At 64.6% G+C, this 26,611-nt stretch carries 24 protein-coding genes; 7 read left to right on the top strand and 17 right to left on the bottom strand.

The genetic code is table 11. The features are described 5' to 3' along the window. From J3S28_RS19865 to J3S28_RS19855, 3 genes are all read right to left on the bottom strand, one after another. The coding region (locus J3S28_RS19865) for a hypothetical protein (RefSeq protein ID WP_372436032.1) at window positions 1–377 on the bottom strand (377 nt) is incomplete at its 3' end. A gap of 147 nt (window positions 378–524) precedes the next feature. Next, window positions 525–1,373 carry a phytanoyl-CoA dioxygenase family protein gene (locus J3S28_RS19860; RefSeq protein WP_207842449.1) on the bottom strand — a complete coding sequence of 283 codons (849 nt, stop codon included), beginning with the start codon at window positions 1,371–1,373 and terminating at the stop codon, window positions 525–527. A gap of 83 nt (window positions 1,374–1,456) precedes the next feature. Continuing rightward, window positions 1,457–2,260 carry a nuclear transport factor 2 family protein gene (locus tag J3S28_RS19855; RefSeq protein WP_207842448.1) on the bottom strand — a complete coding sequence of 268 codons (804 nt, stop codon included), beginning with the start codon at window positions 2,258–2,260 and terminating at the stop codon, window positions 1,457–1,459. Window positions 2,261–2,372: 112 nt separating this feature from the next. Between J3S28_RS19855 and J3S28_RS19850 the strand changes: the two genes are divergently transcribed. Next, complete coding sequence (locus J3S28_RS19850) at window positions 2,373–3,398, top strand: NAD-dependent epimerase/dehydratase family protein (protein ID WP_207842447.1); 1,026 nt, start codon at window positions 2,373–2,375, stop codon at window positions 3,396–3,398. Window positions 3,399–3,468: 70 nt separating this feature from the next. Here J3S28_RS19850 and J3S28_RS19845 read toward each other — a convergent pair whose 3' ends face one another. The 4 genes from J3S28_RS19845 to purL all read right to left on the bottom strand — a co-directional run bounded on the left by J3S28_RS19845 (window position 3,469) and on the right by purL (window position 8,875). After that, on the bottom strand, window positions 3,469–4,548 hold the full coding sequence (locus J3S28_RS19845) for an NAD(P)H-dependent amine dehydrogenase family protein (protein ID WP_207842446.1): 1,080 nt from the start codon (window positions 4,546–4,548) through the stop codon (window positions 3,469–3,471). 131 nt (window positions 4,549–4,679) lie between these two features. Then, complete coding sequence (locus tag J3S28_RS19840) at window positions 4,680–5,957, bottom strand: MFS transporter (RefSeq protein ID WP_207842445.1); 1,278 nt, start codon at window positions 5,955–5,957, stop codon at window positions 4,680–4,682. A 3-nt stretch (window positions 5,958–5,960) separates the two neighbouring features. Continuing rightward, entirely contained in the window at window positions 5,961–6,437 is a 477-nt protein-coding gene (locus J3S28_RS19835; RefSeq protein ID WP_207842444.1) for a MarR family winged helix-turn-helix transcriptional regulator, read from the bottom strand. Window positions 6,438–6,562: 125 nt separating this feature from the next. Further along, complete coding sequence (gene purL, locus J3S28_RS19830; protein WP_207842443.1) at window positions 6,563–8,875, bottom strand: phosphoribosylformylglycinamidine synthase subunit PurL; 2,313 nt, start codon at window positions 8,873–8,875, stop codon at window positions 6,563–6,565. A gap of 133 nt (window positions 8,876–9,008) precedes the next feature. Here purL and eccA point away from each other — a divergent pair, with 133 nt between their 5' ends. Then, window positions 9,009–10,838: a type VII secretion AAA-ATPase EccA gene (eccA, locus tag J3S28_RS19825; RefSeq protein WP_207842442.1), complete on the top strand. Its 1,830-nt coding sequence runs from the start codon at window positions 9,009–9,011 to the stop codon at window positions 10,836–10,838. Here the strand turns inward: eccA and J3S28_RS19820 are convergent. From J3S28_RS19820 to cysD, 3 genes are read right to left on the bottom strand one after another with little or no spacing between them, the layout of a single operon-like run. Next, window positions 10,822–11,604, bottom strand: a complete 783-nt coding sequence (locus J3S28_RS19820; protein ID WP_207842441.1) for a 3'(2'),5'-bisphosphate nucleotidase CysQ — start codon at window positions 11,602–11,604, stop codon at window positions 10,822–10,824. The two genes, eccA and J3S28_RS19820, sit on opposite strands and share 17 nt — an antisense overlap. After that, the gene (gene cysC / locus J3S28_RS19815) at window positions 11,601–13,484 is read right to left on the bottom strand and encodes an adenylyl-sulfate kinase (RefSeq protein ID WP_207842440.1); all 1,884 of its coding nucleotides are present in this window, start codon (window positions 13,482–13,484) and stop codon (window positions 11,601–11,603) included. The genes J3S28_RS19820 and cysC overlap by 4 nt, the downstream gene beginning before the upstream one ends. Continuing rightward, entirely contained in the window at window positions 13,484–14,398 is a 915-nt protein-coding gene (gene cysD / locus J3S28_RS19810) for a sulfate adenylyltransferase subunit CysD (RefSeq protein WP_207842439.1), read from the bottom strand. Before cysD ends, cysC begins: the two co-directional genes overlap by 1 nt. Window positions 14,399–14,467: 69 nt before the next feature. Between cysD and J3S28_RS19805 the strand changes: the two genes are divergently transcribed. The 5 genes from J3S28_RS19805 (at window position 14,468) to J3S28_RS19785 (ending at window position 19,606) form a co-directional block, all read left to right on the top strand. Next, window positions 14,468–15,346 carry an IclR family transcriptional regulator gene (locus J3S28_RS19805; RefSeq protein WP_207842438.1) on the top strand — a complete coding sequence of 293 codons (879 nt, stop codon included), beginning with the start codon at window positions 14,468–14,470 and terminating at the stop codon, window positions 15,344–15,346. A 108-nt stretch (window positions 15,347–15,454) separates the two neighbouring features. Further along, window positions 15,455–16,360, top strand: a complete 906-nt coding sequence (locus tag J3S28_RS19800; RefSeq protein WP_207842437.1) for an enoyl-CoA hydratase — start codon at window positions 15,455–15,457, stop codon at window positions 16,358–16,360. Further along, entirely contained in the window at window positions 16,361–17,536 is a 1,176-nt protein-coding gene (locus tag J3S28_RS19795; protein ID WP_207842436.1) for an acyl-CoA dehydrogenase family protein, read from the top strand. A 1-nt stretch (window position 17,537) separates the two neighbouring features. Beyond that, window positions 17,538–18,512, top strand: a complete 975-nt coding sequence (locus J3S28_RS19790; RefSeq protein WP_207842435.1) for an acyl-CoA dehydrogenase family protein — start codon at window positions 17,538–17,540, stop codon at window positions 18,510–18,512. Next, on the top strand, window positions 18,509–19,606 hold the full coding sequence (locus tag J3S28_RS19785) for an acyl-CoA dehydrogenase family protein (protein WP_207842434.1): 1,098 nt from the start codon (window positions 18,509–18,511) through the stop codon (window positions 19,604–19,606). The genes J3S28_RS19790 and J3S28_RS19785 overlap by 4 nt, the downstream gene beginning before the upstream one ends. Window positions 19,607–19,700: 94 nt before the next feature. Here J3S28_RS19785 and J3S28_RS19780 read toward each other — a convergent pair whose 3' ends face one another. The 7 genes from J3S28_RS19780 to hsaC form a co-directional block, all read right to left on the bottom strand. Then, on the bottom strand, window positions 19,701–20,333 hold the full coding sequence (locus tag J3S28_RS19780; RefSeq protein ID WP_207842433.1) for a TetR/AcrR family transcriptional regulator: 633 nt from the start codon (window positions 20,331–20,333) through the stop codon (window positions 19,701–19,703). Beyond that, window positions 20,330–21,805 carry an MFS transporter gene (locus J3S28_RS19775; protein ID WP_207842432.1) on the bottom strand — a complete coding sequence of 492 codons (1,476 nt, stop codon included), beginning with the start codon at window positions 21,803–21,805 and terminating at the stop codon, window positions 20,330–20,332. Before J3S28_RS19775 ends, J3S28_RS19780 begins: the two co-directional genes overlap by 4 nt. Window positions 21,806–21,920: 115 nt before the next feature. Further along, the gene (locus tag J3S28_RS19770) at window positions 21,921–23,054 is read right to left on the bottom strand and encodes a sulfotransferase family protein (RefSeq protein ID WP_207842431.1); all 1,134 of its coding nucleotides are present in this window, start codon (window positions 23,052–23,054) and stop codon (window positions 21,921–21,923) included. Between the two features lie 15 nt (window positions 23,055–23,069). Continuing rightward, window positions 23,070–23,867: an SDR family oxidoreductase gene (locus J3S28_RS19765; RefSeq protein ID WP_207842430.1), complete on the bottom strand. Its 798-nt coding sequence runs from the start codon at window positions 23,865–23,867 to the stop codon at window positions 23,070–23,072. Continuing rightward, window positions 23,864–25,051: a hypothetical protein gene (locus J3S28_RS19760; RefSeq protein ID WP_207842429.1), complete on the bottom strand. Its 1,188-nt coding sequence runs from the start codon at window positions 25,049–25,051 to the stop codon at window positions 23,864–23,866. Before J3S28_RS19760 ends, J3S28_RS19765 begins: the two co-directional genes overlap by 4 nt. 28 nt (window positions 25,052–25,079) lie before the next feature. After that, on the bottom strand, window positions 25,080–25,652 hold the full coding sequence (gene hsaB, locus J3S28_RS19755; protein WP_207842428.1) for a 3-hydroxy-9,10-secoandrosta-1,3,5(10)-triene-9,17-dione monooxygenase reductase subunit: 573 nt from the start codon (window positions 25,650–25,652) through the stop codon (window positions 25,080–25,082). A gap of 4 nt (window positions 25,653–25,656) precedes the next feature. Then, window positions 25,657–26,577 (bottom strand): iron-dependent extradiol dioxygenase HsaC, encoded by a 921-nt coding sequence (hsaC, locus tag J3S28_RS19750; protein WP_207842427.1) that lies wholly within the window; start codon window positions 26,575–26,577, stop codon window positions 25,657–25,659. Window positions 26,578–26,611 lie beyond the last annotated feature (34 nt).

Below are 26,611 nucleotides of genomic sequence, written 5' to 3'. Positions count from 1 at the left end.
GCCGCCAACGCCTGCGCTGTTTCCGGGAACCGTGGACCGATCACCTCACCACTCGGGGTCACAGACGGCGTCAACGCGTCCATCGCCTCCACCCGGGCCCTAGCCGCACCCGGACGCATCCGCGTCATCGACGTCAACACCGCCGCCGGAGACGAACACCCCACCGTCGAATACGCCCGCCGCACAGCCACATCCCGCAACACCGGCAAACTAGCCGACTGCAACCGCCGCGACGCGACCTCCAACCGTTCCACCACACGCACACAATCCACGTCAGACAGAGCAGTCAGATCCAACGTCGACAAGCGTGCGATCGCAGCATCCAGCTCCGACACCGCACCCACCACCGCCGAATCGATGACAACACCATCAGACATGCAGGCCCCCCAGCCCCAGAAACACACGCAGACAACAACAACCAGAAAGGATTCGCCGTCAAAAGAGTTTCTCTACAACTGACAGTACCAGGGTTTCGCGTATCTGGCAAACATATGTTCGAACACTTTTCGCGGGCTTCGCACGCCCTAACGCGCAGCGTTCTTGATGAACTCTTCAACTCCCGCAGCAGGTTTGGTTCCGCCGAAATATCCGCCGCGGATATGTCGGCGCAGGGTGTTGTCGTCGGTAGCCCGTGCTGCGGAGTGCCAGAGGTAGGCGTCATGGAAGAGGATGTCGCCGCGCTCGGCGTACACGGCGACCTCGCCGCGGATCTTCTCGAAGCCCAGTGGCATCTCGAAGGGCGGCTTTCGCGTGGTGCGTCCGCCGGAAGGTTGTGCGGTATCAGGAACCCTGACGCCGTTGGCATTTCGATACGGTGCCGGCGTCGACCACAGATGACTCCCGGGCACCACTCGCAGAAAACCGTTGGCCGGACTCGTGCCGTCGACGTGAACTGTGAACGCAGTGCTCGGCCAGACATCCAAGCTAGGACTGGCCTGCCAATCGGAATGCCAGCCGATGCGGGTGTAGCCAGACTCCTTGCCTGGTCGGGCATCCTGGTAGACCACCCCGTTCTGTTCATGAGCCCGCAGCCAACACTCGGGACCGAGGAGCCTCGTCATCAATTGCTCGACAACCGGGTGAGTGATCGCGGCATCGACCGCAGGCGACAGTTCGCTGATGAACTCGACGTAGTTTGCGAACTTGTCAGCCTTGGCCGCTTCGTCCAGGAAGACAGTCGATCCGTAGCGCGCATCCAACTCCCCAGCGATCACACCACGTTGCGCAGCAACGCATTCCGACTCGATCGCATCGACGTCTGAAACGCTCAATACCCCACGCAGGGTCGCGTAGCCGTGCATGTCGTAGAACCAGGTCAGCCCCTCGAGGTCGTCGGGACCGAAGACGCCGGGTTCGTGAAGCGGAATAGTCATGTTCCGACGATAGATTCCCCAGAGAAATGCGGCAGTGCGAGTTCACCTGGCGGTAACGAATCACCGCACCGGACGACGCCGGCCTAGGCGCCGGAGTCGATGAGCACGTCTACCGCCTTGATCGGGCCGCGACTGCTGTCGAACTCGAAGAGACCGACGCCCCTCCAGTCGTCGTGCTCCAACCCGACCGCGACGGTGTGTCCCGCGGCCAGATACTTGTGCGCTCGCAGCCCATGAAGTGCTGTCACCCACGCTTGCGCGCCCGCGTCGTCACCCGAGATCGTCACTGCGGCCGCTCGATCGAGGTACCGTTCCGCGCCCGGCCCATCACCCGTCGCCGCAGCATCCAAGAAATTGCCGACTGTGGCCTTGGCCGCGCCCCCTACGCGGCGAAAACCCTCGACGAAACCCAGTGCGCCACGTGGGCCTTGATTCTTCAGCAGCGCCACCGCCAATCTGGTCGACACCGGCGCCGCCGCGATCCCGCTGCGCAGGAACTGCGCAATCATTCCCGGCAGCTCCCAGTAGGCAGCGAGCCGTTCGATCCGGAGCTGGTCGCCGACCTCCCGCAGGTCGTAGCGGATGTGCACAGGTACCCGCATCGTCACCTTCGCCGACATCTCGACCTCGAGCTCGACATCGCGGACGACTGTGCGGCCGCTCACGACGTCAACGTTCCGATGGAAGGTGATGTCGCGAGGACCGATGAAGGTGTCGTAGAAGCGCTCGATCTCGCCGCGACCGACGTGCGGCCGCGAACCGACCGGGTCGTTGACGATGCCGTCGTCGATGAACAGACCGACCCATGCCCTCCGATCGTGGGCACCAGCTGCCTCCGGCGATCGTTCGACTACCGCAAGCATCTGCTCTCGATCGAATGACGGCATATCCACGCTCCCTTTCGCAAAAGTAGAACGTGTTCTAGTCTAGGCGCAAAGTAGAACGTGTTCTACCCGTGCCCGGTCAGCCGAGCGGGGCCCCGACTGAAAGTGATCTCACATGAAAGTAGCCGTAACCGGAGCCGCCGGGTTTGTGGGCCGCAATCTCGTCGACCAACTCGTCGCCCGCGGTGACACCGTGGTGGCGATCGATCGGCAACACCCCTCGACCGCGAGCAAACCTGCGGTGACCTGGGTGGCGGCCGACATCCTCGACCCTGCCGCCCTGGCGTCGGCTTTCGACGGTGTCGACGTGGTGTATCACCTGGTCGCGGTCATCACCCTGCGGCACACAGATGAGAACGCCTGGCGCATCAACACCGAAGGCGTACGCAACGTCGCCGAGGCCGCACTGACTGCCGGGGTCCGGCGAATGGTGCATTGCAGCTCCATCCACTCGTTCGACCAGTACGAATGCGGCGGCACAATCGATGAGCTGTCCGGACGATCAGACAGCACCACGCTGCCCGTCTACGACCGCTCCAAGTGGGCCGGGGAGCAGGAGCTCCAGAAGGTGATCGCGAAAGGCCTCGACGGTGTCATCTGTAATCCGACCGCCGTCTACGGCCCCGTCGACCACGCCCCGTACTCGCGGATCAACGGCATGCTCCGCGACTCCGCGCGGGGCCGCGTGCCCGCGCTGATCACCGGCGGCTTCGACCTCGTCGACGTCCGCGACGTCGCTGCGGGACTCATCCTCGCCGCTGAGCACGGCAAGACCGGCGAGAACTACCTGTTGACCGGCGAGATGACCGAGATGATCGAGGCTTTCCGGATGGTGGCCCGCGAAGCCGGGCGACGCGGACCCGCTGTCGCTTTCCCGATGCGCTGGGTGCAGGCGATCCTGCCGGTCGCCGAACCGATCTGCAAGATCTTCAAGTCAGATCTGGTCTCCAAGGCCGCGCTCGGCGCGCTCGAGGCCCAGCCTGTCGTCGACGGGACCAAAGCCCGCCGCGACCTTGGGTTCGCGCCCCGACCGACGACCGAAACGATGCGGGACTACGTCGACTTCCTGGTCGGTGCCGGCCAGTTGCAGCGTCGCGGCGCGGCGTCGGCTCCCCGGCGGCCCGTAGAGGCTCTTGCCTGACTCCCCCCCCACCTGAATTTGCACCGCCCACCGGCAATTGCTGGTGGGCGGCGCGAATTCGGGTGGGCGGTCAGTCCTTCGTCACCAACCCGCGACCGGTGATCTGCGGCAGGTCGAGCACTGTCAACAATCCCGGCTGCGCTTCGACGACGGCCTGCACCGCGTTCACCAGACGCATTGCCGTGACCAGCATTCCCGAGTCGTTGTGGTCACCGTTCTCGCCGTGGTGGACGAAATCGACGGTCATCACAGGATCGCCGGTGATCTCGATGCGGTAGCAGCCGTCACCGTGACTGGGGATCGGCCACTCCGGCTGAGCGTCGGCTTTGGTGCGGGTGACGTGCTCGAGAACGATTCGCGGCGTGCCGTTCACGGTTCCGATGACCTCGAATCGCACAGCGGCCATGGTCCCCTTCGCGATGTGGCACGACGCGATGTCGTAGTCCTCGTCCGCCGGGCGACGATCGATCTTCTCCACCAGCGGTTCGTCGAGGGTCAGATCCAGCCCGGCGGCGAGCTGCCGCACAACCGGACCCCAGGCGAGCGAGAGCACGCCGGGCATCCACAGCATGGACTCGGTGTCCATCGGCTTGCCGAATCCGAAGAGCTCGGTCATGGTCATCGGCTGGTAGTACGTCGAGTAGTCGGCGATCTCCGCGACGCGCAGTTCGTCGATTCGCTTGGACAGTGATGTCATGGCCAGCGGCAGAACATCGTTCGCGAATCCGGGGTCGATACCGTTGACGTGCAGGCTGGCATTGCCGGCGCGCGCGGCGCTGCGGATGCGCTCGTTGAGCTCATCCGGGAACACGCCGTCGGGATAGACAAGTGCCACCGGGCCTGACGCGACGACATTGACCCCGGCTTCGAGGAAGCTGATCAGGTCCTCGATGGCCTCCATGATCCGGTCATCGGTCATCGCGCCGTGGACGATGCAGTCCGGCCGGAGAGCAAGCAGTTCTTCCTTGCTGCCACTGGCCTTCAGGCCCAGTTCGTGACCAAGGCCGGCCAGTTCGCCGACATCCTTGCCCACCTTGTCGGGATTCGATACCCAGACCCCGACCAGCTCGAGTTCAGGCCGGGCGAGCACGCCCGCGATCGACAGCTTTCCGATGGTGCCGGTCGACCAGACCACTACGCGCAACGCCACTTCAGACCTCCAGGTGCGGAAACTAGAACACGTTCCACACTAGATCCCCAGCCGCCGAAAATGGGCCGTTTTGGCGGAGCCCACCTGGGCTTTCGTTCGCCACAACGACCCACTTTCGGAGGTGCCCGGGGTTACAGCTCCTCGGCTCCCACCAGCGCAGCCTCTTCGAAGCGGCGTTCCGTTTCGGCGGTCGGCTCGGGTTTCGGGGCGCCACCGACCAGGGAGATCGCAAGCACCGCGACGGCGCAGTATCCGACGGCGAACCAGTACGGCGCGGCGTTCGAATCGAACCATTCCGCCAGGTGCGCGACGAGCAGCGCAGACACCGCCGCGCCCATCCAGCGCAGGAAGTTGTATCCCGCAGACGACACCGAACGAGGTCCGGTGCCCGCTGCCATCGCCATGCCGGTCAGGGCGGTGTTCAGGACGCCGGACGGGATACCCGAGACGATGATCGCAGCCATCACGAGAGCCTTGTTGTCACCGGCGGTACCGATCGCCGCGGCGGCCATCACCACCGCGAAGACGCCGACGGCGAAAATGACTCCGAGCTTCTCACCGAGCGCCTCGACGACCCGGGGAGCGAGCGTCACACCACTGAGAGCGACGCACAGTCCCCAGCCGACGAAGACGAGTCCGAGGTAGATGGGTCGCATGTCCAAAACGATGGGCGCCCAGGCGATCACAGTGAAGAAGCCGGCGGTGTAGAAGGCCGATCCGATACCGGTGACGAGCAGTTTGCGGTTCTTGAGGGCGCGGAGGGGGTCGGTGATCCCGACCTTCGGCCGCTCCGAGGACGGGCCGTCCTTGGTCAATTTCGTCGCGCAGAGGATCGCGCCGATGGCCATCAGAATGGCAGTCCCGCCGAACGGTGCCCGCCACGTCCACTCGCCGAGAATGGCACCGATCAACGGCCCGACGGCCAACCCGAGTCCCAGGGCGGCCTCGTACAGCAGGATCGCACCGTGCTGACCACCTCGTGCGGATCCGATGATGAAGGCCAGCGCGGTGGCCATGAACAGCGCATTACCCAGGCCCCACGCGACGCGAAGTGCGATCAGTTCGCCGATCCCGTTGGCTGTGGCCGAAACTCCGGCCGCGACCACGATGAACACCAGCCCGGCAATCAGTGTCCGCTTGGGCCCGAACCGATACGAGCAGTACCCGGTGATCAGCATCGCGAGTACTTGAACGCCCATGTAGACGGCGAACAGCAAGGTGACCTTGTCGGCACCGGCATCGAGCTGCTTGGCGATCTCGGGCAGGATCGGATCGACGAGACCGATACCCATGAACGCGATCACCGCGGCAAATGCCGTGGCCCACACCGCGACCGGCTGACCACGAACCGCATCCAAGAATCCCTGGTGCTCGGGAGCATGCTGCACATCAGCCTGCGTTGACGTCATTTTTCACTCCTCGGGAGATATTGAGAGGGCGCTCGTCTCGTCGACGTCCTCGAGTTGTGTACGAAGCGCGCGCAGGGCGGGCAGAGCCGCATCCAGTGCCTGCAGATGGTCGTCCGTCAGCCCCGACATCGCGCGGGCGAGAACCTCGTTGCGAGCCGATTGCAGCTGCTCGAGTTCGTGGCGTCCGGTCTCGGTGATGCTCACCTGCACGGCCCGACGATCATCGGGATCGGGGTCGCGTCGCACGAGTCGGTGACCGACGAGCACGTCGACCGCCGCGGTGACGGTCGGCATCCGCACGGCTTCGCGGCGGGCCAGTTCGCCCATCCGCATCGAACCGTGGTCGGCCAGGGTGGCCAACGTAGATCCCTGTGCGGCGGTGTATTCACCGAACGGCGACCGTCTCCGGATCGTCAGGTACACCCGCGCCAGCGTCGGTCGGATGGCGTCGGCGAGTTCGGTCAGATCAATCTCGGACATAGTTAGCAATGGTAATACTTAGGACCTCGAACTATCAACCCGAGCGCCGCCCCCACCAACCGAAGATGGGTCCTTCTGGCGACTAAAAACCCAGGTGGGGATCGCCAAAAGGACCCATCATCGGGCTAGCCGAAGAGTTTGGGAAGCGTTCCTTCGAAGGCCTCACGCAGCTCGGTGAGGGGCACGGTGAAAGCATCCTGCACCTCGACGGAGTCGCTGCCCTGGTCGACGACACCGATCCGGGTCCACGGCATCTGCCGGGCGTCGAGCATGCCCGTGAACCGCACTTCTTCTGATCGCGGAACGGCGACCAGCACGCGGCCGGAAGACTCCGAGAACAACCAGACGAACGGATCGGCGCCCTCGGGCAGGACGATCCGGCAGCCGGTCTCCCCGGCCAGTGCGGCTTCGACGACGGTCTGCGCCAGTCCACCTTCGGAGAGATCGTGCGCGGCCGAGACCAGGCCGTCGCGCGATGCTGCGGTGAGGATCTCGCCGAGCAGGCGCTCACGCTCGAGGTCGACCGCGGGCGGCGTACCACCGAGGTGATCGTGGGCTACCTGCGACCAGATCGATCCATCAAACTCGTCGTGGGTCTCGCCCAGCAGGATCAGCGTCTCGCCGATCTCGGTTCCGAAACCGGTCGGGATGCGCCGACGGACGTCGTCGATGACCCCGAGCACACCGACCACCGGGGTGGGCAGTATCGGGGTCGCACCGGTCTGGTTGTAGAAACTCACATTGCCGCCGGTGACCGGGATGCCCAGTTGAGCACAGCCATCGGCCAATCCGCGGACCGCCTGCTGGAACTGCCACATCACGGCAGGATCCTCGGGCGACCCGAAGTTCAGGCAGTTGGTGACAGCCTTGGGGCTGGCACCGCTGACGATCACGTTGCGGTACGCCTCCGCCAGTGCCAGCTGGGCACCGCGGTATGGATCCAGATAGGTGTAACGACCGGACGCATCGGTGGCCAGGGCGATGCCACGTCCCGAGCCCTCATCGATCCGGATCATCCCGGAGTCAGCGTGCTCGGCCAGTACGGTGTTGCCGCGGACATACCTGTCGTACTGCTCGGTGATGAACCGCCGACTGCAGAGCGCGGGCGACGAAATCATCTCGAACAGGGTCTCCCGCAACTCGTCACCGGAGACCGGGCGCTTCAAGTCCTTAGTGGTCGACGCGATCAGATCGTCCTGCCAGTCGGGACGGGCGACGGGACGCTCGTAGACGGGCCCTTCGTGGGCGACGGTCCGCGGCGGCACATCGACCACGGTCTCGCCGTGCCAGGTGATCTCGAGATGTTCGCCGGACGTGACCTCACCGATGTCGGTGGCCAGCACGTCCCACTTGCGGCAGACCTCCATGAACGCCTCGACGTTCTCCGGCGCCACCACCGCACACATGCGTTCCTGCGACTCGCTCGAGAGCACCTCCGCCGGGGTCATCCCGGTGGCGCGCATCGGGACCTTCTCCAGCTCGATGCGCATACCACCGTCACCGGCCGCAGCCAATTCAGAAGTCGCACAGGACAATCCCGCGCCACCGAGGTCCTGGATGCCGATCACGATGCCGGCCTTGTACAGATCCAGGCAGCATTCGATGAGCACCTTCTCGGTGAACGGATCGCCCACCTGCACCGCAGGCAGCTTCTTCGGCCGGCGCGACGACGGTCGAGCTCCGCCTTCGGCTTCGTCTTCGGCACTGTCGTCGAAGGTCTCCGATGCGAGCACCGAGACCCCACCGATGCCGTCGAGGCCGGTACGGGCGCCGAACAGGATGATCCGGTTACCTGCGCCGGACGCGAACGCCAGGTGCAGGTCTTCGACCCGCATCACGCCTGCGCACAGGGCGTTGACCAACGGGTTGCCGGCGTACGACTCGTCGAACACGGTTTCTCCGCCGATGTTCGGCAGACCCAGAGAGTTGCCGTAGCCACCGACACCGCGAACAACACCGTCGACCACGCGACGGGTGTCCGGCGCGTCGGCGGCGCCGAACCGCAACTGATCCATGACCGCGATCGGACGAGCGCCCATCGCCATGATGTCGCGGACGATGCCGCCGACACCGGTGGCCGCACCTTGATAGGGCTCGACGTAGGACGGGTGATTGTGCGACTCCACCTTGAAGGTGACCGCCCAGCCGTCGCCGATGTCGACGACGCCGGCGTTCTCGCCGATCCCGGCGAGCATCGATGACCGCATCTCGTCGGTGGTGGTCTCGCCGAAGTAGCGCAGATGCACCTTCGACGACTTGTACGAGCAGTGCTCGGACCACATCACCGAGTACATCGCCAACTCGGCTGCGGTCGGGCGGCGGCCCAGGATCTCTTTGATCCGCTGATACTCGTCGTCCTTCAGACCCAGCTCACGGAAGGGCTGCGTCTGATCGGGGGTATCGGCGGCGACGGAAACGGTATCTACGTCTGCACTCACGAGAACAGTCTAGGCGGTGCGCGCGGGTGCCGTCGTCGCGGTCGGCAGGCGCTCCTGCGGTCCGACCGGGGTACGATTTGCTTCGCGCGTCGGGGGGCGGCGTGGCGGGGCGAACGATCGGTGGGGCGCATCCATGAACGACGGGCGATCAGCGCTGGCTTCACGCACGGGCAAGGCGCGTCAACTCTTCGACTTCGCGGTGCTGTCATCGGGCATTCCGGTCGACGGTCAGCAGTATCCTCCCGATCGCGACAAAGCGGCTCTCGCCTTCACACGCGCGACCGAATGGGATCCCGCGCTCGCCGACGCATGGCTGGGCCGGTTGGTGTGCGGAGACAATTCCGCGGCTGTGTTCCTTCAGCTCTACCGCAGTCGGGCGGCACTCGGGGCAGAGCAGCGCCGGCTGGGGTTGCCGCCTCGCACGCTGTCGGGGCGCTTCTCCACCGGGCTCTACATCGACTACCCGCTGGCAGACCGAACCGAGGCGATTGCCGCGTACGCCGCGACCCTCATCGCAGGCGCCGACCACCAGGGTGCCGAAGACGCGCTCGACGAGGCCGCCGCGACAGTCTCTGGACGGGCACCGATCGTCGACTACCTGAGGGCCAGTTTGCATTTCAAGACACAACGGTGGCCTGACGTGTTGACCGCGCTTGGCGACTCCGAGCGCTGGACGGACGACTACATGAGTGCCGGAGCCGACCTGATGGCAGGCTCTGCCTGCGTACAGATGGGGCTGTTCGGCGAAGGCATCCGAAGGCTCGAGGCGGCGCGGTCCGGCCCGATCCCCGCTGCTGCGACGGCAGCGATGTTCACCCACGGGCTGGCGCTGCGCGAGATGGGCTCGGAGGAGGCGGCGCGCGAGCTGTTCGAGGCGGTCTACTCCCGCGACCCGTCCTTCGCACCGAACACACAGGCCTTGGCCGACCAGCGGTTCCGACTGGTGGTCAGCACGGCCCCGACCATCGAGTCACGTACCGACAAGTGGGATCCCGCCACCGCGGTCATAGGGGTGGCCGCAGCCGAGGAGCCAGGTGACAGCCTGCTACTCGGTGCCGCACAAGCCGAACTCGACGAGCAAATCGGTTTGGAGTCGGTGAAATCGCAAGTCGCCAAACTCAAGTCGGCCGCCACATTGGCGAAACTACGCGCCGAGAAAGGCCTGGCGACAGGCCCCCGCAGTCTGCATCTCGCGTTCACCGGCCCGCCGGGCACCGGCAAGACCACGATCGCGAGGATCGTCGCGAAGATCTACTGCGGACTCGGCCTCATCAAGACCGACAATCTCGTACAGGTCTCCCGCCGGGATCTGGTGGGCGAACATCTCGGTAGCACCGCCATCAAGACGTCCGCGGTCATCGACCGCGCGATGGACGGGGTGTTGTTCATCGACGAGGCCTACACTCTGATCCAGAGTGGCTTGTCGGGCGGCGACGCCTTCGGTCGGGAAGCAGTCGACACCTTGCTGGCGCGCATGGAGGACAACCGGGATCGGCTGGTGGTCATCGTTGCCGGATACGACGCCGAGATCGACCGACTCCTTGCGGCCAACGAGGGCATGTCGTCGCGGTTCTCCAAGCGCATCCGGTTCGATTCGTACACGCCGCCGGAGCTGGCGAAGATCGCCGAACTACTTGCTCGCAAGCGTGATTCGCTTCTCTCCCCCGAGGCGCTGACCGAACTCGAGTTCGCCTGCGGTCCGCTGTACCACCAGATCCACGTCGACGCCGACGGACATCAACGACGCGCCATCGACGCTGCGGGCAACGGCCGATTCGTCCGCAACATCGTAGAGAGCGCCGAAGAGGAGCGCGAACACCGACTGACCAGCGGCGAGATCGACCTCACCGCACTCGACGACGACGCGTTGATGCGGATCGAGGTCGCCGACATCCACGCCGCGCTCACCTCGGTGCTCTCTGGACTGCAGCCGAAACCGCAGCACCTCAGCCCTGGCGGGTGATCTCCAGGATGGCTTCGGCCAGCTCAGGCCTGCAGATCACGAGATCTGGCAGGTAGACGTCGCGCTGGTTGTATTCGAGCGCCAGCCCGTCGATCCGGCTGCACCACAAGCCCTGCGACTTCGCGACCGCGACCGGCGCGGCCGAATCCCACTCATACTGACCACCGGCGTGCACGTAGGCGTCGGCCTCGCCGCGAACCACCGCCATCGCTTTCGCTCCGGCCGACCCCATCGCCAGCACGTCACCGCCGATGGCCTCGGCCACCGCCTCGGAGAACACCGGAGGCCTCGACCCGCTGACCACCACTCGTGGCCGGTCGCCTCGCGGCTGCGAGGCCAGGCCGTCCGCCGGTGCGATCGGCGCGCCGTCGTCGATGTATGTCACCGCCAGCGCCGGCAGCGCCACTGCACCAGCGGTCAGCCCACCGGACGTCCCACCGGCGTCGCGTTCCCACAACGCGACGTGGACGGCCCAGTCGGTGTGACCTTCGATGCCGTACTCCTTGGTGCCGTCGACCGGGTCGATGATCCAGACACGGTCGGCGTCCAGGCGAACCAGGTCGTCTGCGGACTCCTCGGACAGCACGGCATCGTCGGGTCGCAGCCGCGCGAGTTCGGCAAGCAGGAACTCGTTGGACTGCAGATCACCGGCGTTGCCGAGCTCTTTGCCGGTCAGCGACGAGTCGGCCCGCAGCGTCAGCAGGAGTTCACCCGCGGCGGTGGCCAGTCGTCCGGCCAGCTCCGCATCCTCAGATGTCACAGTCACACACCCAGATTACGGCGGATCGACTCGGCGACATCCACCGGCGCGCCGTCACCGGGCGTGATGACCACATCCGCGCCCGTGGGCCGTTCGTAAGGCGAACTGATCCCGGTGAAATGGGCGACCTCACCGCGCCTGGCCTTGGCGTACAGCCCCTTCGGATCACGCTCCTCGCACACCTCGAGCGGGGTGTCGACGAAGATCTCGAAGAACGGGATCCCCCGCTCGGCGTGTATCTCCTTCGCGCGCTGCCGTTCTGCCGCGAACGGACTGATCAGTGAGACGATCGCCACCGACCCTGAATCGGCGAACAGCGCCGCCACCTCTGCGGTCCGTCGGATGTTCTCCCGACGATCGTCGTCGTTGAATCCGAGATCCGAGTTGAGCCCGTGGCGCAGGTTGTCGCCGTCCATCAGATACGCAGGCCTGCCCTCGGCGACCATCGACCGTTCCAATTCGACTGCGATGGACGACTTGCCCGAGCCGGACAACCCGGTCAGCCAGATCGTGGCTCCCTGGTGCGCCCGCTGTTCCCTGGTCACCGACGAGCTGTGCCAGACCACGTGCGAGTCCTTGCTCACCGGCCCGTTGATCATCCCGGCGCCAACCGTCTTGTTGGTGGCCTCGTCCATGAGGATGAAACTACCGGTGTCGCGGTGCTGACGATAGGAGTCGAACATCATCGGCTGCTGCGTCCGGAGGGTCACTCGACCGATTTCGTTGAGCCGCAGCTCCTGTGGTCCTTCTTCCCGATGGAGTGAGTTCACGTCCAGGCGATAGGTGAGGTCGCCGATGACTGCTTTGGACTCGCGGGTGGAACTCTGGATGGTGTACCGACTTCCGGCCGTCAGCTCGGTGTCCTCAGAGAACCAGCAGACCATCGCGTCGATGTCGCGGCCGACGTACGGTCGGTTGTTGGGACGGGCCAGCATCTCTCCGCGGGTGATGTCGATCTCGTCGGTCAGCGACAGCGACACCGCCATCGAGGCGAAGGCCTCCGTCACCTTTGCGCCACCCGGACCCCAGATCTCCGCGACGGTGGTCGTGAAGCCGCCCGGGAGTACCACCACCTCGTCGCCGGGTTTGAATGTCCCGCTGGCGATGGTCCCGGCGTAGCTACGGTGATCCGAGCCGTCGCTGACCTGTGGACGGATGACGTACTGCACCGGCATGCGGGCGTCGATGAAGTTACGGTCCGAGGAAATGTGCACGTCCTCGAGGTGACCCAGCAACGAAGTACCCTGATACCACGGCATTTTCGTAGACGGATCGACCACGTTGTCGCCGAGCAGCGCCGAGACGGGGATGAAACTGAGGTCGGAGACGTTGAGCTTGCTGGCGAAGGCGCTGAACTCGTCGCGGATCTCGACGAACCGCTCCTCCGACCAGTCGACGAGGTCCATCTTGTTCACACACAACACCAGGTGCGCGATCCCGAGCAACGACGAGAGAAAGGCGTGTCGACGGGTCTGCTCGAGTACGCCCTTGCGGGCGTCGATCAGGATCAGCGCCACATCTGCCGTGGACGCCCCGGTCACCATGTTGCGGGTGTACTGCACATGACCTGGGGTGTCGGCGATGATGAACTTCCGCCTGGGAGTGGCGAAATAGCGATAGGCGACGTCGATGGTGATGCCCTGTTCACGCTCGGCCCGCAAGCCGTCGGTGAGCAGCGCGAGATTGGCGTATTCGTCGCCGCGTTCGGCGCTGGTGCGTTCGATCGATTCCATCTGATCGGTGAATATGCTCTTGGAGTCGTACAGCAACCGGCCGATCAGGGTCGACTTCCCGTCGTCGACGCTGCCGGCCGTCGCGAGGCGCAGCAATGCTTTTCCATCGCGACCAAGGTTGTCGCCTGCGAGGACCTCTTGTTCAACAGTCATCAGAAGTAGCCCTCTTTCTTGCGATCTTCCATGCCGGATTCGGAGATGCGGTCGTCTGCCCGTGTGGCACCGCGTTCGGTGAGGCGGGTGGCGGCGACCTCGTCGATCACCTCGTGCACGGTGACCGCGTCGCTGAGCACACAGCCGGTGCAGGTTGCGTCGCCGACGGTCCGGAACCGGACCTGCTCAGTCTGGACCGCCTCCCCGGGGGCGAGCTCCACGAATTGTGTTTTCGCAAGCAACATTCCGTCTCGCGGAACCACCTCTCGCCGATGTGAGTAGTAGATGCTGGGCAGTTCGATCTCTTCGGCCGCGATGTACTGCCAGATGTCGAGCTCGGTCCAGTTGCTGAGCGGGAAGACGCGGATGTGCTCACCCTTGTTGTGCCGGCCGTTGTAGAGGTTCCACAGCTCGGGTCGTTGGGCGCGGGGATCCCAGGCACCGAACTCATCACGAAAGCTGAAGACCCGTTCCTTGGCCCTTGCTTTCTCTTCGTCACGCCGCGCGCCGCCGAACACGGCGTCGAAGCCATTGTCCCGGATCCCGCGCAGCAATGCGGTGGTCTGCAATCGGTTACGGCTCGCCCCCGGCCCGGTCTGTTCCACCACCCTCCCCGCGTCGATGTCGTCCTGGACACTCGAAACGAGAAGGCGCACACCGGTTTGTTCCACGACGCGGTCGCGGTACTCGATGACCTCGTCGAAATTGTGGCCCGTGTCGACGTGCATCAACGGAAACGGCACGGGCGCGGGCCAGAAGGCCTTACGGGCCACGTGGAACATCACCACGGAATCCTTGCCGCCGGAGAACAGCAATACCGGCCGCCGAGCTGTCGCCGCCACCTCCCGGAAGATGTACACCGACTCCGCTTCGAGCGCGGCCAGGTGCGAGAGTTCGTACCCCGTTTTCAACACCGTCAACGATCCTTCCCCGGTCGAGTCGACACTTGACCTGTCGAATATTCGACACTATGATTTGAAAATATGACACTTACGGTAGGTGACGCGGAGTCGGGAGGTCAACCTTCGCCTCCCACGCAGCGCGTGGTGCGGGTGATCGAGTTGCTGGCCGACGACCCCGGCACAGCGATCACTCTGGCCGAGATCGTCCGGCGGACCGGCTTCTCCCGAGCCACCGCCCACGCGGTACTGACCCAACTGACCAGGAGCGGATGGGTCACCCGCGAAGACGGTCACTTCACGATCGGTGCCGGTTTCGTCGCCCTGGCCAGGCACGCCGAGCGTGGCTATCCCCTGCGCCGGCTGGCCGCACCGCTGGTGCACGAACTCGCCGCAGACCTCGACATGCCCGTGTTCCTCGCCGAACGCCAGGGCGCCCGGATCACGGTGACCGAACTGGTCGGGATCCCGGCAATGGATTGGATCCGACCCGGACGCCACATCCCCCTCCGTCCGCCGGTGTGCCGCGAGTTCGTCGCCTGGTCGCCCGAAGAAGACATCGAGCAATGGATCGACGCAGCCCCGTCGGGCGCTCGCGATCGCCTGCGCGAGGTGCTCGAGGTCATCTGCGATCGCGGTTATGCGATCGAGAGGTTGACCGCCGACCATGCCGAGATGATCGGCGCGCTTGCCTCCCTACGGGATTCACCGGTGTCGGACACACTTCGATCTCGGGTGGCGGGTTTGCTCACCGAGCTCACCACGATCGACTACCTGCCCGAAGAGTCCGAGGGTCACGTAGCGGTGGTCACCGTCGGAGCGCCCATCATGGATCCCGACGGGGTGGTTGTCGCATCGATCGTGGCTTGTCCGAATCGCGAGATGTTCGCCGACGAGATGGCGCAGATCGGCAAGGCTGTGGTCGCGGCGGCCGACCGGGTCGCCGGCGCGCTCGCCCGCTGATGTTCGTGGGCGGCGAAGGGACGCCCGAAGGCACAGGGCACACCGTGTGTGGAGACGAAAACATGGCGTGACCACGCACTGGGTTTACCAACCAAGCACTTGCTAGGTATGGTGGTCGCTGTGACGATCCCGAGCCCCCTCAGTGCCGCAGAGCTAGGTCCCGACACCTCGCCCGTGGCGTACGAAACGGCCGATGCCATCGCGTACATCACCCTCAACCGTCCCGAGTTCCGCAACGCGCAGAACTCGGTGATGACGTACTCGCTCGATGCCGCCTTCGTGCGTGCGGTCGACGACTCCGCCGTGAAGGTGATCGTCCTGCGCGCCGCCGGCAAGCACTTCTCGGCGGGCCACGACATCGGGACGCCGGAGCGCGACTTCCACGTCAAGTATCCGAACACCGCGTCGCTGTACTGGGACCACACCGACCGGGCCGGCGGCGACCAGCGACTCGCCCGTGAGACCGAGGTCTACATGGGGATGTGCCGCCGATGGCGGGAGATGCCCAAGCCGGTGATCGCCCAGGTCCACGGCGCGTGCATCGCGGGCGGTCTGATGCTCGCGTGGATCTGCGACTTCATCGTCGCCTCCGACGACGCCTTCTTCTCCGATCCCGTGGTGAAGATGGGCATACCCGGTGTCGAGTACTTCGCCCACGCTTTTGTTCTCGGTCCGCGCCGGGCCAAGGAGATCCTTTATACCGGCGAGCGGTTCGGTGCCGACAAGGCACTCGAATGGGGAATGGTGAATCACGTTGTACCGCGCGACGAACTGGCCGCCAAGGTCGATGAGATCGCCGCACGGATCGCACAGATGCCGCAACTCGGGCTGGCACTGACGAAGAAGGCCGTCAACATCTCCGAAGACCAGATGGGTCTGCGGAACGCGATGGATTCGGTGTTCGGCTGGCACCACTTCTCCCACAGTGCGAATGCCGAGGCACCCGAGGGTGATCCACTCGGTGGCATGGACGCGAAGTCCATGAAGGCCGGCGCAGACAAGCAGGGGTCGTAGATGGACCTGCTGTTCGATGACGCGGCCGACGAGTTCCGCGCGGAGATCCGCGGCTGGCTCCACGACAACGTGCCCACCACGCCCTTGCGCTCGATGGACAGCGCCGAGGGCTTCGAGGAACACCGGCAGTGGGAACGGACGATGGCCGACGCCCGGATGTCCGTGGTCAGCTGGCCGGAGGAGTTCGGGGGTCGCGACGTTCCACTGTTGCACTGGCTGATCTTCGAAGAGGAGTATTACCGCAGCGGAGCGCCCGGACGGGTCAGCCAGAACGGCATATTTCTGCTCGCGCCAACCCTTTTCGAGCACGCCCATCCGGACCAGCTCGCCCGGATCATGCCGCGGATGGCTCGTTCCGACGACATCTGGGGCCAGGCGTGGAGTGAACCCGAAGCCGGCAGCGACCTCGCGTCCCTGCGTTCCACGGCCACCCGAACCGACGGCGGATGGCTGCTCAACGGACAGAAGACCTGGAGTTCACGGTCCAGCTTCGCCGACTGGGGCTTCGGCCTCTTCCGCTCCGACCCCGATTCCACCCGGCACCGGGGCATCACCTACTTCATGTTCGATCTGCGCGCCGACGGTGTCACGGTCAGACCGATCAATCAGCTCGACGGCGAACCGGGGTTCGCAGAGTTGTTCCTGGAGAACGTCTTCGTGCCCGACGATCCCGATGCGCCCGGCGAATCGGGCGTCATCGGAGCGGTGAACAACGGCTGGAAGGTGGCGATGAGCACCGCGGCGAACGAGCGCGGACTCTCGCTGCGCTCACCCGGTCGTTTCCTGGCGACCACCGACCGGCTGCTGGCGCTCTGGGACGACACCGACCCGGCAAGCCGGACCGCGGTGGGCGCTCAGGTCGCAGATGCGTGGATCGGGGCAAGAGCCTACGAACTGTCCACATACGCAACGGTCAGCCGACTCGCCGAAGGCGGCCAACTAGGGATGGAATCATCGATCAACAAGGTGTTCTGGTCACAGTGGGACATTGCTACCCACGAGACCGCACTGGACCTGCTCGACGCCGACGCCGAACTCGCGACACCGCATCCGTCGGGTCCCTGGATGGACGGTTACCTGTTCTCCCTGTCAGGACCCATTTACGCCGGTACCAACGAGATTCAGCGCAATGTGATCGCCGAACGCCTACTCGGGCTGCCGCGAGGGGACCGCTGACATGAGATTTCTCCTCGAAGAAGAACATCACGATCTGGCGGCTTCGATCGACTCCATGCTGGCCAAATCGGATCTGCCCACGGTGATCAGGGCCTGGAACGACGGCGACGTCGAACCGGGACGCGCAGTGTGGGCCAAGCTGGCAGAAACCGGCGTCAACGCGCTGCTCGTCACAGAGGATGACGGTGGCGTCGGCGCGGGAGCGGTCGAGATGGTGGTCGCGGTCGAGCAACTCGGTCGCCACGGCGTGCCCGGTCCCGTCGCCGAAACAATGGCTGCCGCACCCATTCTGCTGCGCGATGCCGGTCTCACCGATCAGCTCGGCGCCATGGCCGAAGGTGAGGTGGTCACGCTCGCGTTGCCGCCGCACGTTCCCTATGCCGTGGACACCGACTTCGCTGCGCACTCGTATCTGGCTGAAGGCAGGATGCTGAGCACTGCGATCGCCACGGATTCTCGGGCCTCGGTCGACTTGGCCAGGACGCTGTCCGTTGTTCGGGCGGGCGATCAGCTCGCAGAGGTCGACACCAGCCGCGCCTTCGATCACGGCGCACTCGCCACGGCCGCGCAACTCATCGGCCTCGCCCAGACGATGCTGACGCTGAGCGGTGACTACGCGAAGACCCGCAAACAGTTCGGCCGCGAGATCGGGTCATTCCAGGCCGTCAAACATCATCTCGCCGACGTCGCCGTCGCCGTGGAGATGGCGCGTCCTCTCGTGCACGGAGCCGCGCTCGCCCTCGATGGTCGGGTACCCGAGCCGCAGTGGGCTTCGCGTGATGTGTCAGCCGCGAAAGTCGCTGCCGGCCAAGCCGCTCACCTGGCGTCGCGCGTGGGACTGCAGGTGCTCGGGGCGATCGGGTACACCCAGGAGCACGACCTCTCGCTCTACCTCACGAAGACCCGGGCCCTGCTCACCGCATGGGGCACACCCGCAGCGCACCGCGTCCGCGTACTGGAGTTGATCACCGCATGATTCTGTATTCGCCTGGCATCGACACCGAAGAGCAGGCCGCACTGCGTGATTCCGTCTCTTCACTGCTGAATCGGAAAGCTGATTCAGCTGCCGTACGAGCGGCGACGAGGACTCCGGAGCGCTACGACCACTCCCTCTGGTCCACCCTCTGCGAGCAGATCGGCGTCGCGGCGCTTATCATTCCGGAACAGTTCGACGGAGTCGGAGCGAGTCTGACGGAGGCGCACGTCGTCCTCGAAGAGATCGGGAGGCATCTCGCGCCGGTCCCGATGCTCGGGTCCGCGGTGCTCGCCACGTCCGCACTGCTGCTCAGCGGGGACGACGAGGCCTGTGCAGCAACGCTCCCCACCCTTGCGTCCGGGGAGAAGACCGCAGCCCTGTGCTGGGCGAATGCAGCAGGGTGGCGGGAGACGGGCGTCCACGCGGGTGGCGGAATCCTCTCCGGCACCGCCCATTATGTACTCGACGGTGAATCCGCTGACATCTTGCTGGTACTGGCCAAATCGGGCGGACTGGTCACGTTGCATCAGGTAGACGCGAACGCCGACGGCGTGACCCGGGTCGCCAATCCCACGATGGACCCCACCCGTCCCCTCGCGACCATCACTTTCGACGATGTCGATGCCCTCACCATCCCGACGCCGTCCGGCATCGAGGACAGTCTCCGCGCCATCGCCTTTGTCGCGCTGAGCGCCGAACAGGTCGGCGCTGCGCGGGCCGCGCTCGATCTGACCGTCGAATACACAAAGTCGCGCAAGCAATTCGGTCGCGTGATCGGGTCGTTCCAAGCACTCAAACACCGGATGGCCGACATGTACGCTCTCACCGAGACCGCACATTCGATCTCGTACGCGGCCGTCGATGCACTCGTCACCACAGCACCTGACGCGCTGGAACTCGCAGACAGTGCACGCATCTACTGCTCGGAGGCGTTCTCCCACATCGCCGGTGAGACGATTCAATTGCACGGCGGAATCGGCATCACCTGGGAGCACGACGCCCAGTTGTACTTCAAACGAGCGCACGGGAGCGCACAACTCTTCGGCCAGCCACGGGATTCACTCGAACGTCTCGCCCGCGCTGCCGGTCTGTAGATTACCCGTCTGATCGGCACGGTCGACGGCGTTACCGGCACGCTCGGCGCGAGCTACGGCACGGTCGGCGCGAGTTAAGGCACGGTCGGCGGGACTATCTCGGGTTGAGGCGGGCAACCACCTGAGCGCACTCGTCTTCCGTCATCGGGGTCGCATCCAGGTGTTCGGCGTCTGGGCGCAGGCCGGCGAACATGATGGCAAGGGCCCTGCGCCAACCGGAATCGGTGATCCCGCGCGTGGTTTCGACGACGCCGCGCATCGCCCAGAAGATCACATCGATATCGGTCAGTCCCACGTCGGCCCTGATCCGGCCGTAGGACTTCGCAGTGTCCAACAGCTCCGCGAGAATCGTCCGGAACTCGCGTTTGTGGGCGGCGGTTTCGTCGTCGTTCCACACCCGGGACAGACAGCCCCTGTTGGTCGCCTGGATGGTGCCGACGGCGTACATCAACTGCTCGAGCCCCTCACCGCGCGGTGCAGTCTGCGCCGCATGTGCCGCGTCGACGAAGTCGATGAACACCTGCCGAACCAGTTCGCTGATGAGGGCTTCTTTCGTGGGAAAACGCCGATACAGTGTTCCCGTCCCGACCCCGGCGCGCCGGGCAATCTCGTCCACGCCGACCTCCAGGCCGCGTTCGCTGAACACCGCTGCAGCAGCGTCGAGCAGGCGCTGCCGGTTCTCTGCGGCATCGCGGCGGAGCGTTTTCTCGGCGGTCACAGACGTCATTCCGACTTGGCACCCGACAACGTGCCACCTGCGACCATGGCGAGCTCGGGGTGCGGCATGTCAGCGGAGTCCTCGAGATGGGTCTGCTTGTTTCGCTTCACCGTGGGAATGAACAAGGCGGCGACAGACGCCAGCACCCCGGCCGCACCGAGCATCGCAAAACCGTTGGTGTAACCCGACTCGACCGGGACGCCCGACGACGAGGCTCCGACGGCGACGACGCTGGCCATGAACGCTGCCCCCAACGAGCCACCGATGGTGCGGATGTTGGCGTTCATGCCGCTGGCCACGCCGGTCTGCTCCTGCGGCACCGATGCAACCACCACGTTCGACATCGCGGAGAAGACCAAGCCGAACCCGATTCCCGAGATGGCGTTCGCGAGATAGATGTCGATCTCGGATGAGTGCAGGAATGCCATCATGAAATAGCTGCCGGCCGTGATCAGCGATCCGACGACCAAGAGATTCTTGGAGCCGAAACGTGCCGCGAGGCGGCCGGAGAAGAGTCCGACCGCGAACATCGCGACCGCGTTGGGCAGGAGCATCAGGCCTGATTCGGTGACCGTGGCACCGAATCCGTACCCGGCCGACGACGGTGCCTGCAAGAACTGCGGCAGGAAACCCAGACCGGCGTACATGCCGATACCCATCAGCAGGGCGATGAGATTGGCGGCCCACACGCCGCGGATACGCATCATCTTCATGTCGATCAATGGATTCGACGACCGCGACTCGGCGATGATCCACGCCGCCGCCACCACCAGTGCAGCCCCGAGCAGGCTGATCACCTTCGCGGAACCCCAGCCCCACTTGGGAGCCTGACTGACGGCGAGCAGCAGTGCCACAAGCCACGCCGACAACAGAAAGGCCGTCAGCCAGTTGATCTTTCCGTGGGTCCGGATCGGGGACTCCGGGATCAGGACCAACGCAGCCACTCCCGCAAGGCTCGTGATGATCAGCGGGAGCCAGAAGAGCCAGTGATATCCGAGGGACTCGACGATCGGACCGGCCAGCACGATGCCGGCCCCGGCACCGACGGAGATCAACGCGGCAATGAGGCCGATCGCGCCGGGCACCTTGGCTCTGGGGAATTCGTCTCGGATGATGCCGAAGGCCAGGGGCAGCACGCCACCGCCGATTCCCTGGACGACGCGCGCGAGGATCATCACCGTCAAGGTCGACGCCAGTGCAGCGAGCAGTGAACCCGCAGCAAGGGCGGTCAGAGCGATGACGAAGACCCGCTTCTTGCCGTACATGTCGCCGAGGCGTCCCATGATCGGCGTGAAAATCGAGGCCGACAGGAGATAAGCCGTCAAGACCCACGTGACATTGGTCTGATTGGTACCCAGTTCGATTTCGACGGTGGGCAAGACCGGCATGACGAGCGACTGCAGCAACGCGAACGCCGCGACGCCGACGGTGAGCACGGCGAACGTCACCTGATGGTGCGTACGTCGGGGTGCGGTTTTCATTGAAGCTCCTGGATCCACAAAAGCGGAGTCAACGCTCCGGATGCACAGAAACTTAGCATCAAAGCGGAGGAACCGCTCCGTTTAGAGGTCAGGATCACACGATGTACCTGATCTTTCAGGCAAAGGCGGCGTTCACCTCGTCCTCGGTGAGCCCGTAGTCCTCGAGCGAGTACTTGTGCACCGGCTTGCGGTCACCTGACTTGCTCTCTTCGTCCAGCGTCCGCATCTCAGCCGCGGCAGCGTCGGTGAGATCCAGGCCGAAGGTCCCGTAGATGTTCTCTACCGTGCCCATCGGATCGGTGCGGAAATCCCTGAAGTCGACGTCGATGAATTGGGCAGGGTCGTACTTGACCCTGGCCGCGTTGAATGCGTGCAGTCCCCGCGACCACAACTCCAACTGCGTCTTCCCGATCAGTTCGCCGGTGAAGACGGTCGACCACCCATCGCCCGCGGCTTCGGCCAGGCTGCACATCGAGGGGATGATCGTGGCCGGCGGCCGGTGGGTCTGAATGATCAGCGCGTCGGGGTAGACGGCCATCAACTCGTCGAGCGCGAACAGGTGACTCGGGTTCTTCAGGATCCATCGACGTTCGGGTTGATTGAGGCCGATCAGCTGAAGGTTCTTCTTGTGGCGGGTGTACGCGTTCGTCCAATTCTGCTGCTGCAGCCACTGTGAATACGTCGGAAGGTACGACAGCGACTCGTAGGAAATCGATTTGAAGGTCTGCCGCAGCAGCTGCCAGCACTCTTCGACGTCCGAGGCACTCATGTAGTGCAACCCCATGAACTCGGGGTTTTCGACGTGATGCTGCTCGAGGCCACCCTGGATCTGCTGGAACACCGGATTGGACTCCCAGGTGTCCCGTGGTGGCCGGGGTTGCGGAAACTCGGCAAGCCACATCTCCAGTCCCTGATGTCCGGGATCGGCCGTCAGCAGCCTGTGTAGCGCGGTGGTCCCTGTCCGCGGCAGCCCGGTCACGAAAATCGGCCGCTCTACCGGCGCGGTTGCGTACTGTGGGTTCGCCTTCCAGGACGCTTCGCTGAGCAGCCGAGCCACCAACGCGCCGCGTAGGAAGTACCGGTTCATCTTGCTGCCGAACTCGGTCATCCCCGCATCCCGCACGTAGGACTCCAGCAGCACTCCGAGCGCCTCGGTGTAGTCGTCCTCGCCGAAGTCGTCGAGCCCACAGGCCTTGGTCGCCGAGGCGTGCAGGTCTTCAACCGTGCCGACATCAGTTCTGGTTGTCATTCCCGCGCTCCTTGTTCAGACGTGGTACTCGCCGCAGTTGACGTCGATGGTCTGCCCCGTGATCGCACTGGCCCAGTCCGATGCCAAGAACACCGCCGCCCGGGCGATCTCGTCGGGTTCGGGCAGGCGTTTCAGGTCGGACTTCGACGCGGTCTGTTCGTACACCTGCTCCGGGGTGATGCCGTACTTCTTGGCGACCTCACCGAAGTACCACTTGAGCTGGTCGTCCCAGATGTAGCCCGGAGCGACGGTGTTGATCCGGATCCCCTTGTCGCCCAGTTCGGTGGCCAGCGTCTGCGACATGGCGAGCAGCGCCGCCTTCGACAGCTTGTAGCTCCCGTACCGCGGTTCGGAGTGGCGCACGACCATCGAGTTGATCATCACGATGGAGCCGGACGACTTCTCGAGCTCCTCGGTGAAGGCCTTGGTCATCCGTAGGCCACCCAGCACGGTGAGGTCGAGGCTGGCCCGGATGTGATCGAAGTCGGTGCGCGCCAACGGCTTCATCGACGGCAACGAGAAGGCGTTGTTGACCAGGACGTCAACCTTGCCGAACCCGGAGACCGTTGCGGAAACGAGCGCCTCGACCGCCGCATCATCGGTGATATCGGTCGGGACCTGCAATGAGGTGCCGCCGGCCGCGTCGATCTCCTTGGCTATCTCCTCGAGCCGCGAGACCGTGCGGGCAGCGAGGACGACCTTGGCGCCGGCAGCGGCGGCTTGCAAGGCGATCGAACGGCCCAGCCCGGGGCCGACTCCCCCGACCACCACGACCTTGTCTGCGAGCAATCCTGTGCTCACCGCGGCGTTCATCCGAGCATCCTCTGTGCAAATCCGCGCTGACGCACGGCGATACGTTCCCGCCAGCCGGCCTCGTCGATGGTGTTGCTGTCGTGATAGGGAAGATGCGCCGCGACGTCGCCGACGTCGATGATCGCGACGGACGGTCCGTCGGACTCGGTGAGCTCGCGAGAGACCCGCTGCCACCGGAACTGCGCGATACCCCGCTGCTTGCCGGTCGTCTCGATCCAGTTGGCGATTCCGGGATTCTGCTTGCTGACAACGAGCCGGATCATGCCGTCCGGGTCGACCTGTGCCTGGGCCGTGTTCAGACTCGTTTGATGGTTGACGTAATCGAGCGAGATGTACCACATGCTCCCGAGCTGGAACCCCTGGTACGGCGCATCGGATTTCGGGACGGTGATCACCATGGCCTCGTTGTCGGCGAGGTCGTAGTGGCCCACAGACGAGAACTGGGTACTGAGCCCACCCGGGGTCAACCGAGGTGCGGTCAGGGTGTTGACCGGAAGGTCCAGATAGAACCACTTGGGAAAGTTGAACCAGGTGTTGATGCGGGACAACAGCATCTTGCCCGCGATCTGATAGCGGCGGGTGATCTGCGCGAGGCCCGCTTCTGCGGGGGCGGTGCCGACGGTGTCGACGCGCTCGATCCGCAACTGCCCCTTGTGTTGCGACCAGTCGCCGTACACCTCACGGACCGCAAGCATCGATGAACCTTCGCCCAGTACGAAGTAGTTGGGCCCCGGGTTGTCCTTCGGTGGACCGAACCTCAGCGCGAAGGATCCGTCCGCGTCGATCTCGAGGCGGCGATCGTCGAAGGCGTCGTCGCCACCGGGAACGTCGGTCGCGGTGTAGTCACCCTTGAGCACCTGAAAACTGAGATCCGCGGTGTCACCGCGGGTCCCGGTGATCAGGTACTCGGCGTTCGCCTCGACGTTGGCGTGATAGTAGAGCGTGTCGGGGTTGTCCAGGCCCATCTTGGTATACGGCCCGGTGGACGTGACGAAGAACGGGTGGCTCTTCCCGTAGGCCCAGGCCATCTGCAGACTGGCCCGGATGCTCCCGGCGAGGTAGTCGTACCCTTCGGCGAGATCGTCGTCGTTCCGGATGAAATCGGCTGAGGAAATCAGCTTTTCGGCCTCGGCCACAGCCGCCGCGAACGGTGCTGTCACGTCAGGGGTCACCGTCGTTGTCATCTCGCTCCTCGTTGAACGGCTGAACGCACTACAGCCAGGTGTCGTCGCCGGTCCAGGTCAGGAAGTTCTCGAGCTCCGCCTGAGCGGGGGTGACATGCGGATGCTCAGTGGACAGGTAGCCACCACGGTAGAACAGCAAAGGCTTGTCCTGCAGCACTTCCCCCAAAGTCTGCACCCTTCCGATCACGATGAAGTGATCTCCCCCGTCGTCGACCCTCTCGAGGGTGCAATCGACCCACGACAGCGAATGTTTGATCACCGGAAGCCCCAGCGGTGAAGGATCCCATTCGATTCCGGCAAACTTGTCGTCGCCGGGTGCACCGAAGGCCGCACTGACGTTCTGCTGATTGTTGGAGAGCACGTTCACGCAGAACTTCTTGCTCTGCTCGATCACCTTCCAGCTGCGGGATGTCTTCATCGGGCAGAACAGGACCAGCGGCGGATCGAGCGACAGAGCCGCGAACGATTGACAGGCGAAACCCACCGGGGTCTCGTCCGGCGCCACCGTCGTGATCACCGTGACGCCGGTACAGAACTGCCCCATCGCGGTGCGGAACTGTCGACCATCGAAATCATCGGTTCCGAGCGGATGCGAGACCATTGCGTCAGGCGTTCTTGAACCCGATGGAGAAGTCGTGTCCCCACAGACTCACCGCGGTGCTCTCTCTCGCGACCCACTCGTGGTCATCGACCTGCCTTCCCTCGCAACCGAATTCGACATCGAACCCGCCGGGGGTCTTCATGTAGAAGGAGTACATGAGGTCGTTGACGTGGCGGCCGAGGGTCGCCGACATGGGGACCTTCTTCCGCAGCGCACGGTCGTGCGCGAGGCCCACATCGTCGGTGTTCTCCACCTCGATCATCAGGTGGACGATGCCCGTATCGTTCGGGAACGGCAGGAAGGCCAGGCTGTGATGTCGCGGATTGCAGCCGAAGAACCGCAACCATGGTGGCTCGTCGCCTTTTTCGCGACCGACCAGCTCAGGTGGCAGTCGCATCGAATCGCGTAGCCGGAAGCCCAGCACGTCCCGGTAGAACCGTAACGACGCTGCGTCGTCGTCGGTCGTGAGGACCACGTGGCCGAGCCCCTGTTCCCCGGTCACGAACTTGTGACCGTACGGACTGACCACCCGGCGATGCTGCAAGGCCACCCCGTGAAAGGCCTCGAGCACGTTGCCGGACGGGTCTTCGAACACGACCATCTCGACGACCTGGCGATCCTCGAGCTCCTCGTCCTTGCCTTCTCGGAAGATGACCCCCGCGGCGGACAAGCGGTCGCGGACTTCCTGCAAGGCCGCAGCGTTCGCGCATTCCCAGCCCGAACTCGCGAGGTGGTCGCGGTCGCCCGGCACGATCACCAGGCGAGCCGGGAAGTCGTCCATCCGCAGATAGAGCGCATTCTCGGTGGGACCCGAGCCCTCCGACATGCCGAGAACCTTGAGACCGAACTCTCGCCATGCAGCCACGTCGGTGGCATCGATACGCATATAGCCGAGAGAACGAATCGGGCCCAGCGCTTCAGTCATCGTCGAACTACTCCTCAAGAAATCGGTTGTCCAC

It is taken from the genome of Williamsia soli (assembly GCF_017377795.1).
Lineage (GTDB): Bacteria > Actinomycetota > Actinomycetes > Mycobacteriales > Mycobacteriaceae > Williamsia > Williamsia soli.
Note: the sequence above shows the minus strand (reverse complement) of the source record. Positions and strands in the feature narration are given on the sequence as shown.

Excerpts from the sequence above, each read along its gene's own strand:
- J3S28_RS19785 (WP_207842434.1), top strand. The coding sequence starts at position 18,509 with ATGATTCTGTATTCGCCTGGCATCGACACCGAAGAGCAGGCCGCACTG.
- J3S28_RS19805 (WP_207842438.1), top strand. The coding sequence starts at position 14,468 with ATGACACTTACGGTAGGTGACGCGGAGTCGGGAGGTCAACCTTCGCCT.
- hsaC (WP_207842427.1), bottom strand. The coding sequence starts at position 26,577 with ATGACTGAAGCGCTGGGCCCGATTCGTTCTCTCGGCTATATGCGTATC.
- J3S28_RS19760 (WP_207842429.1), bottom strand. The coding sequence starts at position 25,051 with ATGACAACGACGGTGACCCCTGACGTGACAGCACCGTTCGCGGCGGCT.
- J3S28_RS19775 (WP_207842432.1), bottom strand. The coding sequence starts at position 21,805 with ATGAAAACCGCACCCCGACGTACGCACCATCAGGTGACGTTCGCCGTG.
- cysC (WP_207842440.1), bottom strand. The coding sequence starts at position 13,484 with ATGACTGTTGAACAAGAGGTCCTCGCAGGCGACAACCTTGGTCGCGAT.
- eccA (WP_207842442.1), top strand. The coding sequence starts at position 9,009 with ATGAACGACGGGCGATCAGCGCTGGCTTCACGCACGGGCAAGGCGCGT.
- J3S28_RS19835 (WP_207842444.1), bottom strand. The coding sequence starts at position 6,437 with ATGTCCGAGATTGATCTGACCGAACTCGCCGACGCCATCCGACCGACG.
- hsaB (WP_207842428.1), bottom strand. The coding sequence starts at position 25,652 with ATGGTCTCGCATCCGCTCGGAACCGATGATTTCGATGGTCGACAGTTC.
- J3S28_RS19855 (WP_207842448.1), bottom strand. The coding sequence starts at position 2,260 with ATGCCGTCATTCGATCGAGAGCAGATGCTTGCGGTAGTCGAACGATCG.
- J3S28_RS19770 (WP_207842431.1), bottom strand. The coding sequence starts at position 23,054 with ATGACAACCAGAACTGATGTCGGCACGGTTGAAGACCTGCACGCCTCG.
- J3S28_RS19765 (WP_207842430.1), bottom strand. The coding sequence starts at position 23,867 with ATGAACGCCGCGGTGAGCACAGGATTGCTCGCAGACAAGGTCGTGGTG.
- J3S28_RS19790 (WP_207842435.1), top strand. The coding sequence starts at position 17,538 with ATGAGATTTCTCCTCGAAGAAGAACATCACGATCTGGCGGCTTCGATC.
- J3S28_RS19840 (WP_207842445.1), bottom strand. The coding sequence starts at position 5,957 with ATGACGTCAACGCAGGCTGATGTGCAGCATGCTCCCGAGCACCAGGGA.
- J3S28_RS19795 (WP_207842436.1), top strand. The coding sequence starts at position 16,361 with ATGGACCTGCTGTTCGATGACGCGGCCGACGAGTTCCGCGCGGAGATC.
- J3S28_RS19800 (WP_207842437.1), top strand. The coding sequence starts at position 15,455 with ATGGTGGTCGCTGTGACGATCCCGAGCCCCCTCAGTGCCGCAGAGCTA.
- J3S28_RS19850 (WP_207842447.1), top strand. The coding sequence starts at position 2,373 with ATGAAAGTAGCCGTAACCGGAGCCGCCGGGTTTGTGGGCCGCAATCTC.
- J3S28_RS19860 (WP_207842449.1), bottom strand. The coding sequence starts at position 1,373 with ATGACTATTCCGCTTCACGAACCCGGCGTCTTCGGTCCCGACGACCTC.
- J3S28_RS19780 (WP_207842433.1), bottom strand. The coding sequence starts at position 20,333 with ATGACGTCTGTGACCGCCGAGAAAACGCTCCGCCGCGATGCCGCAGAG.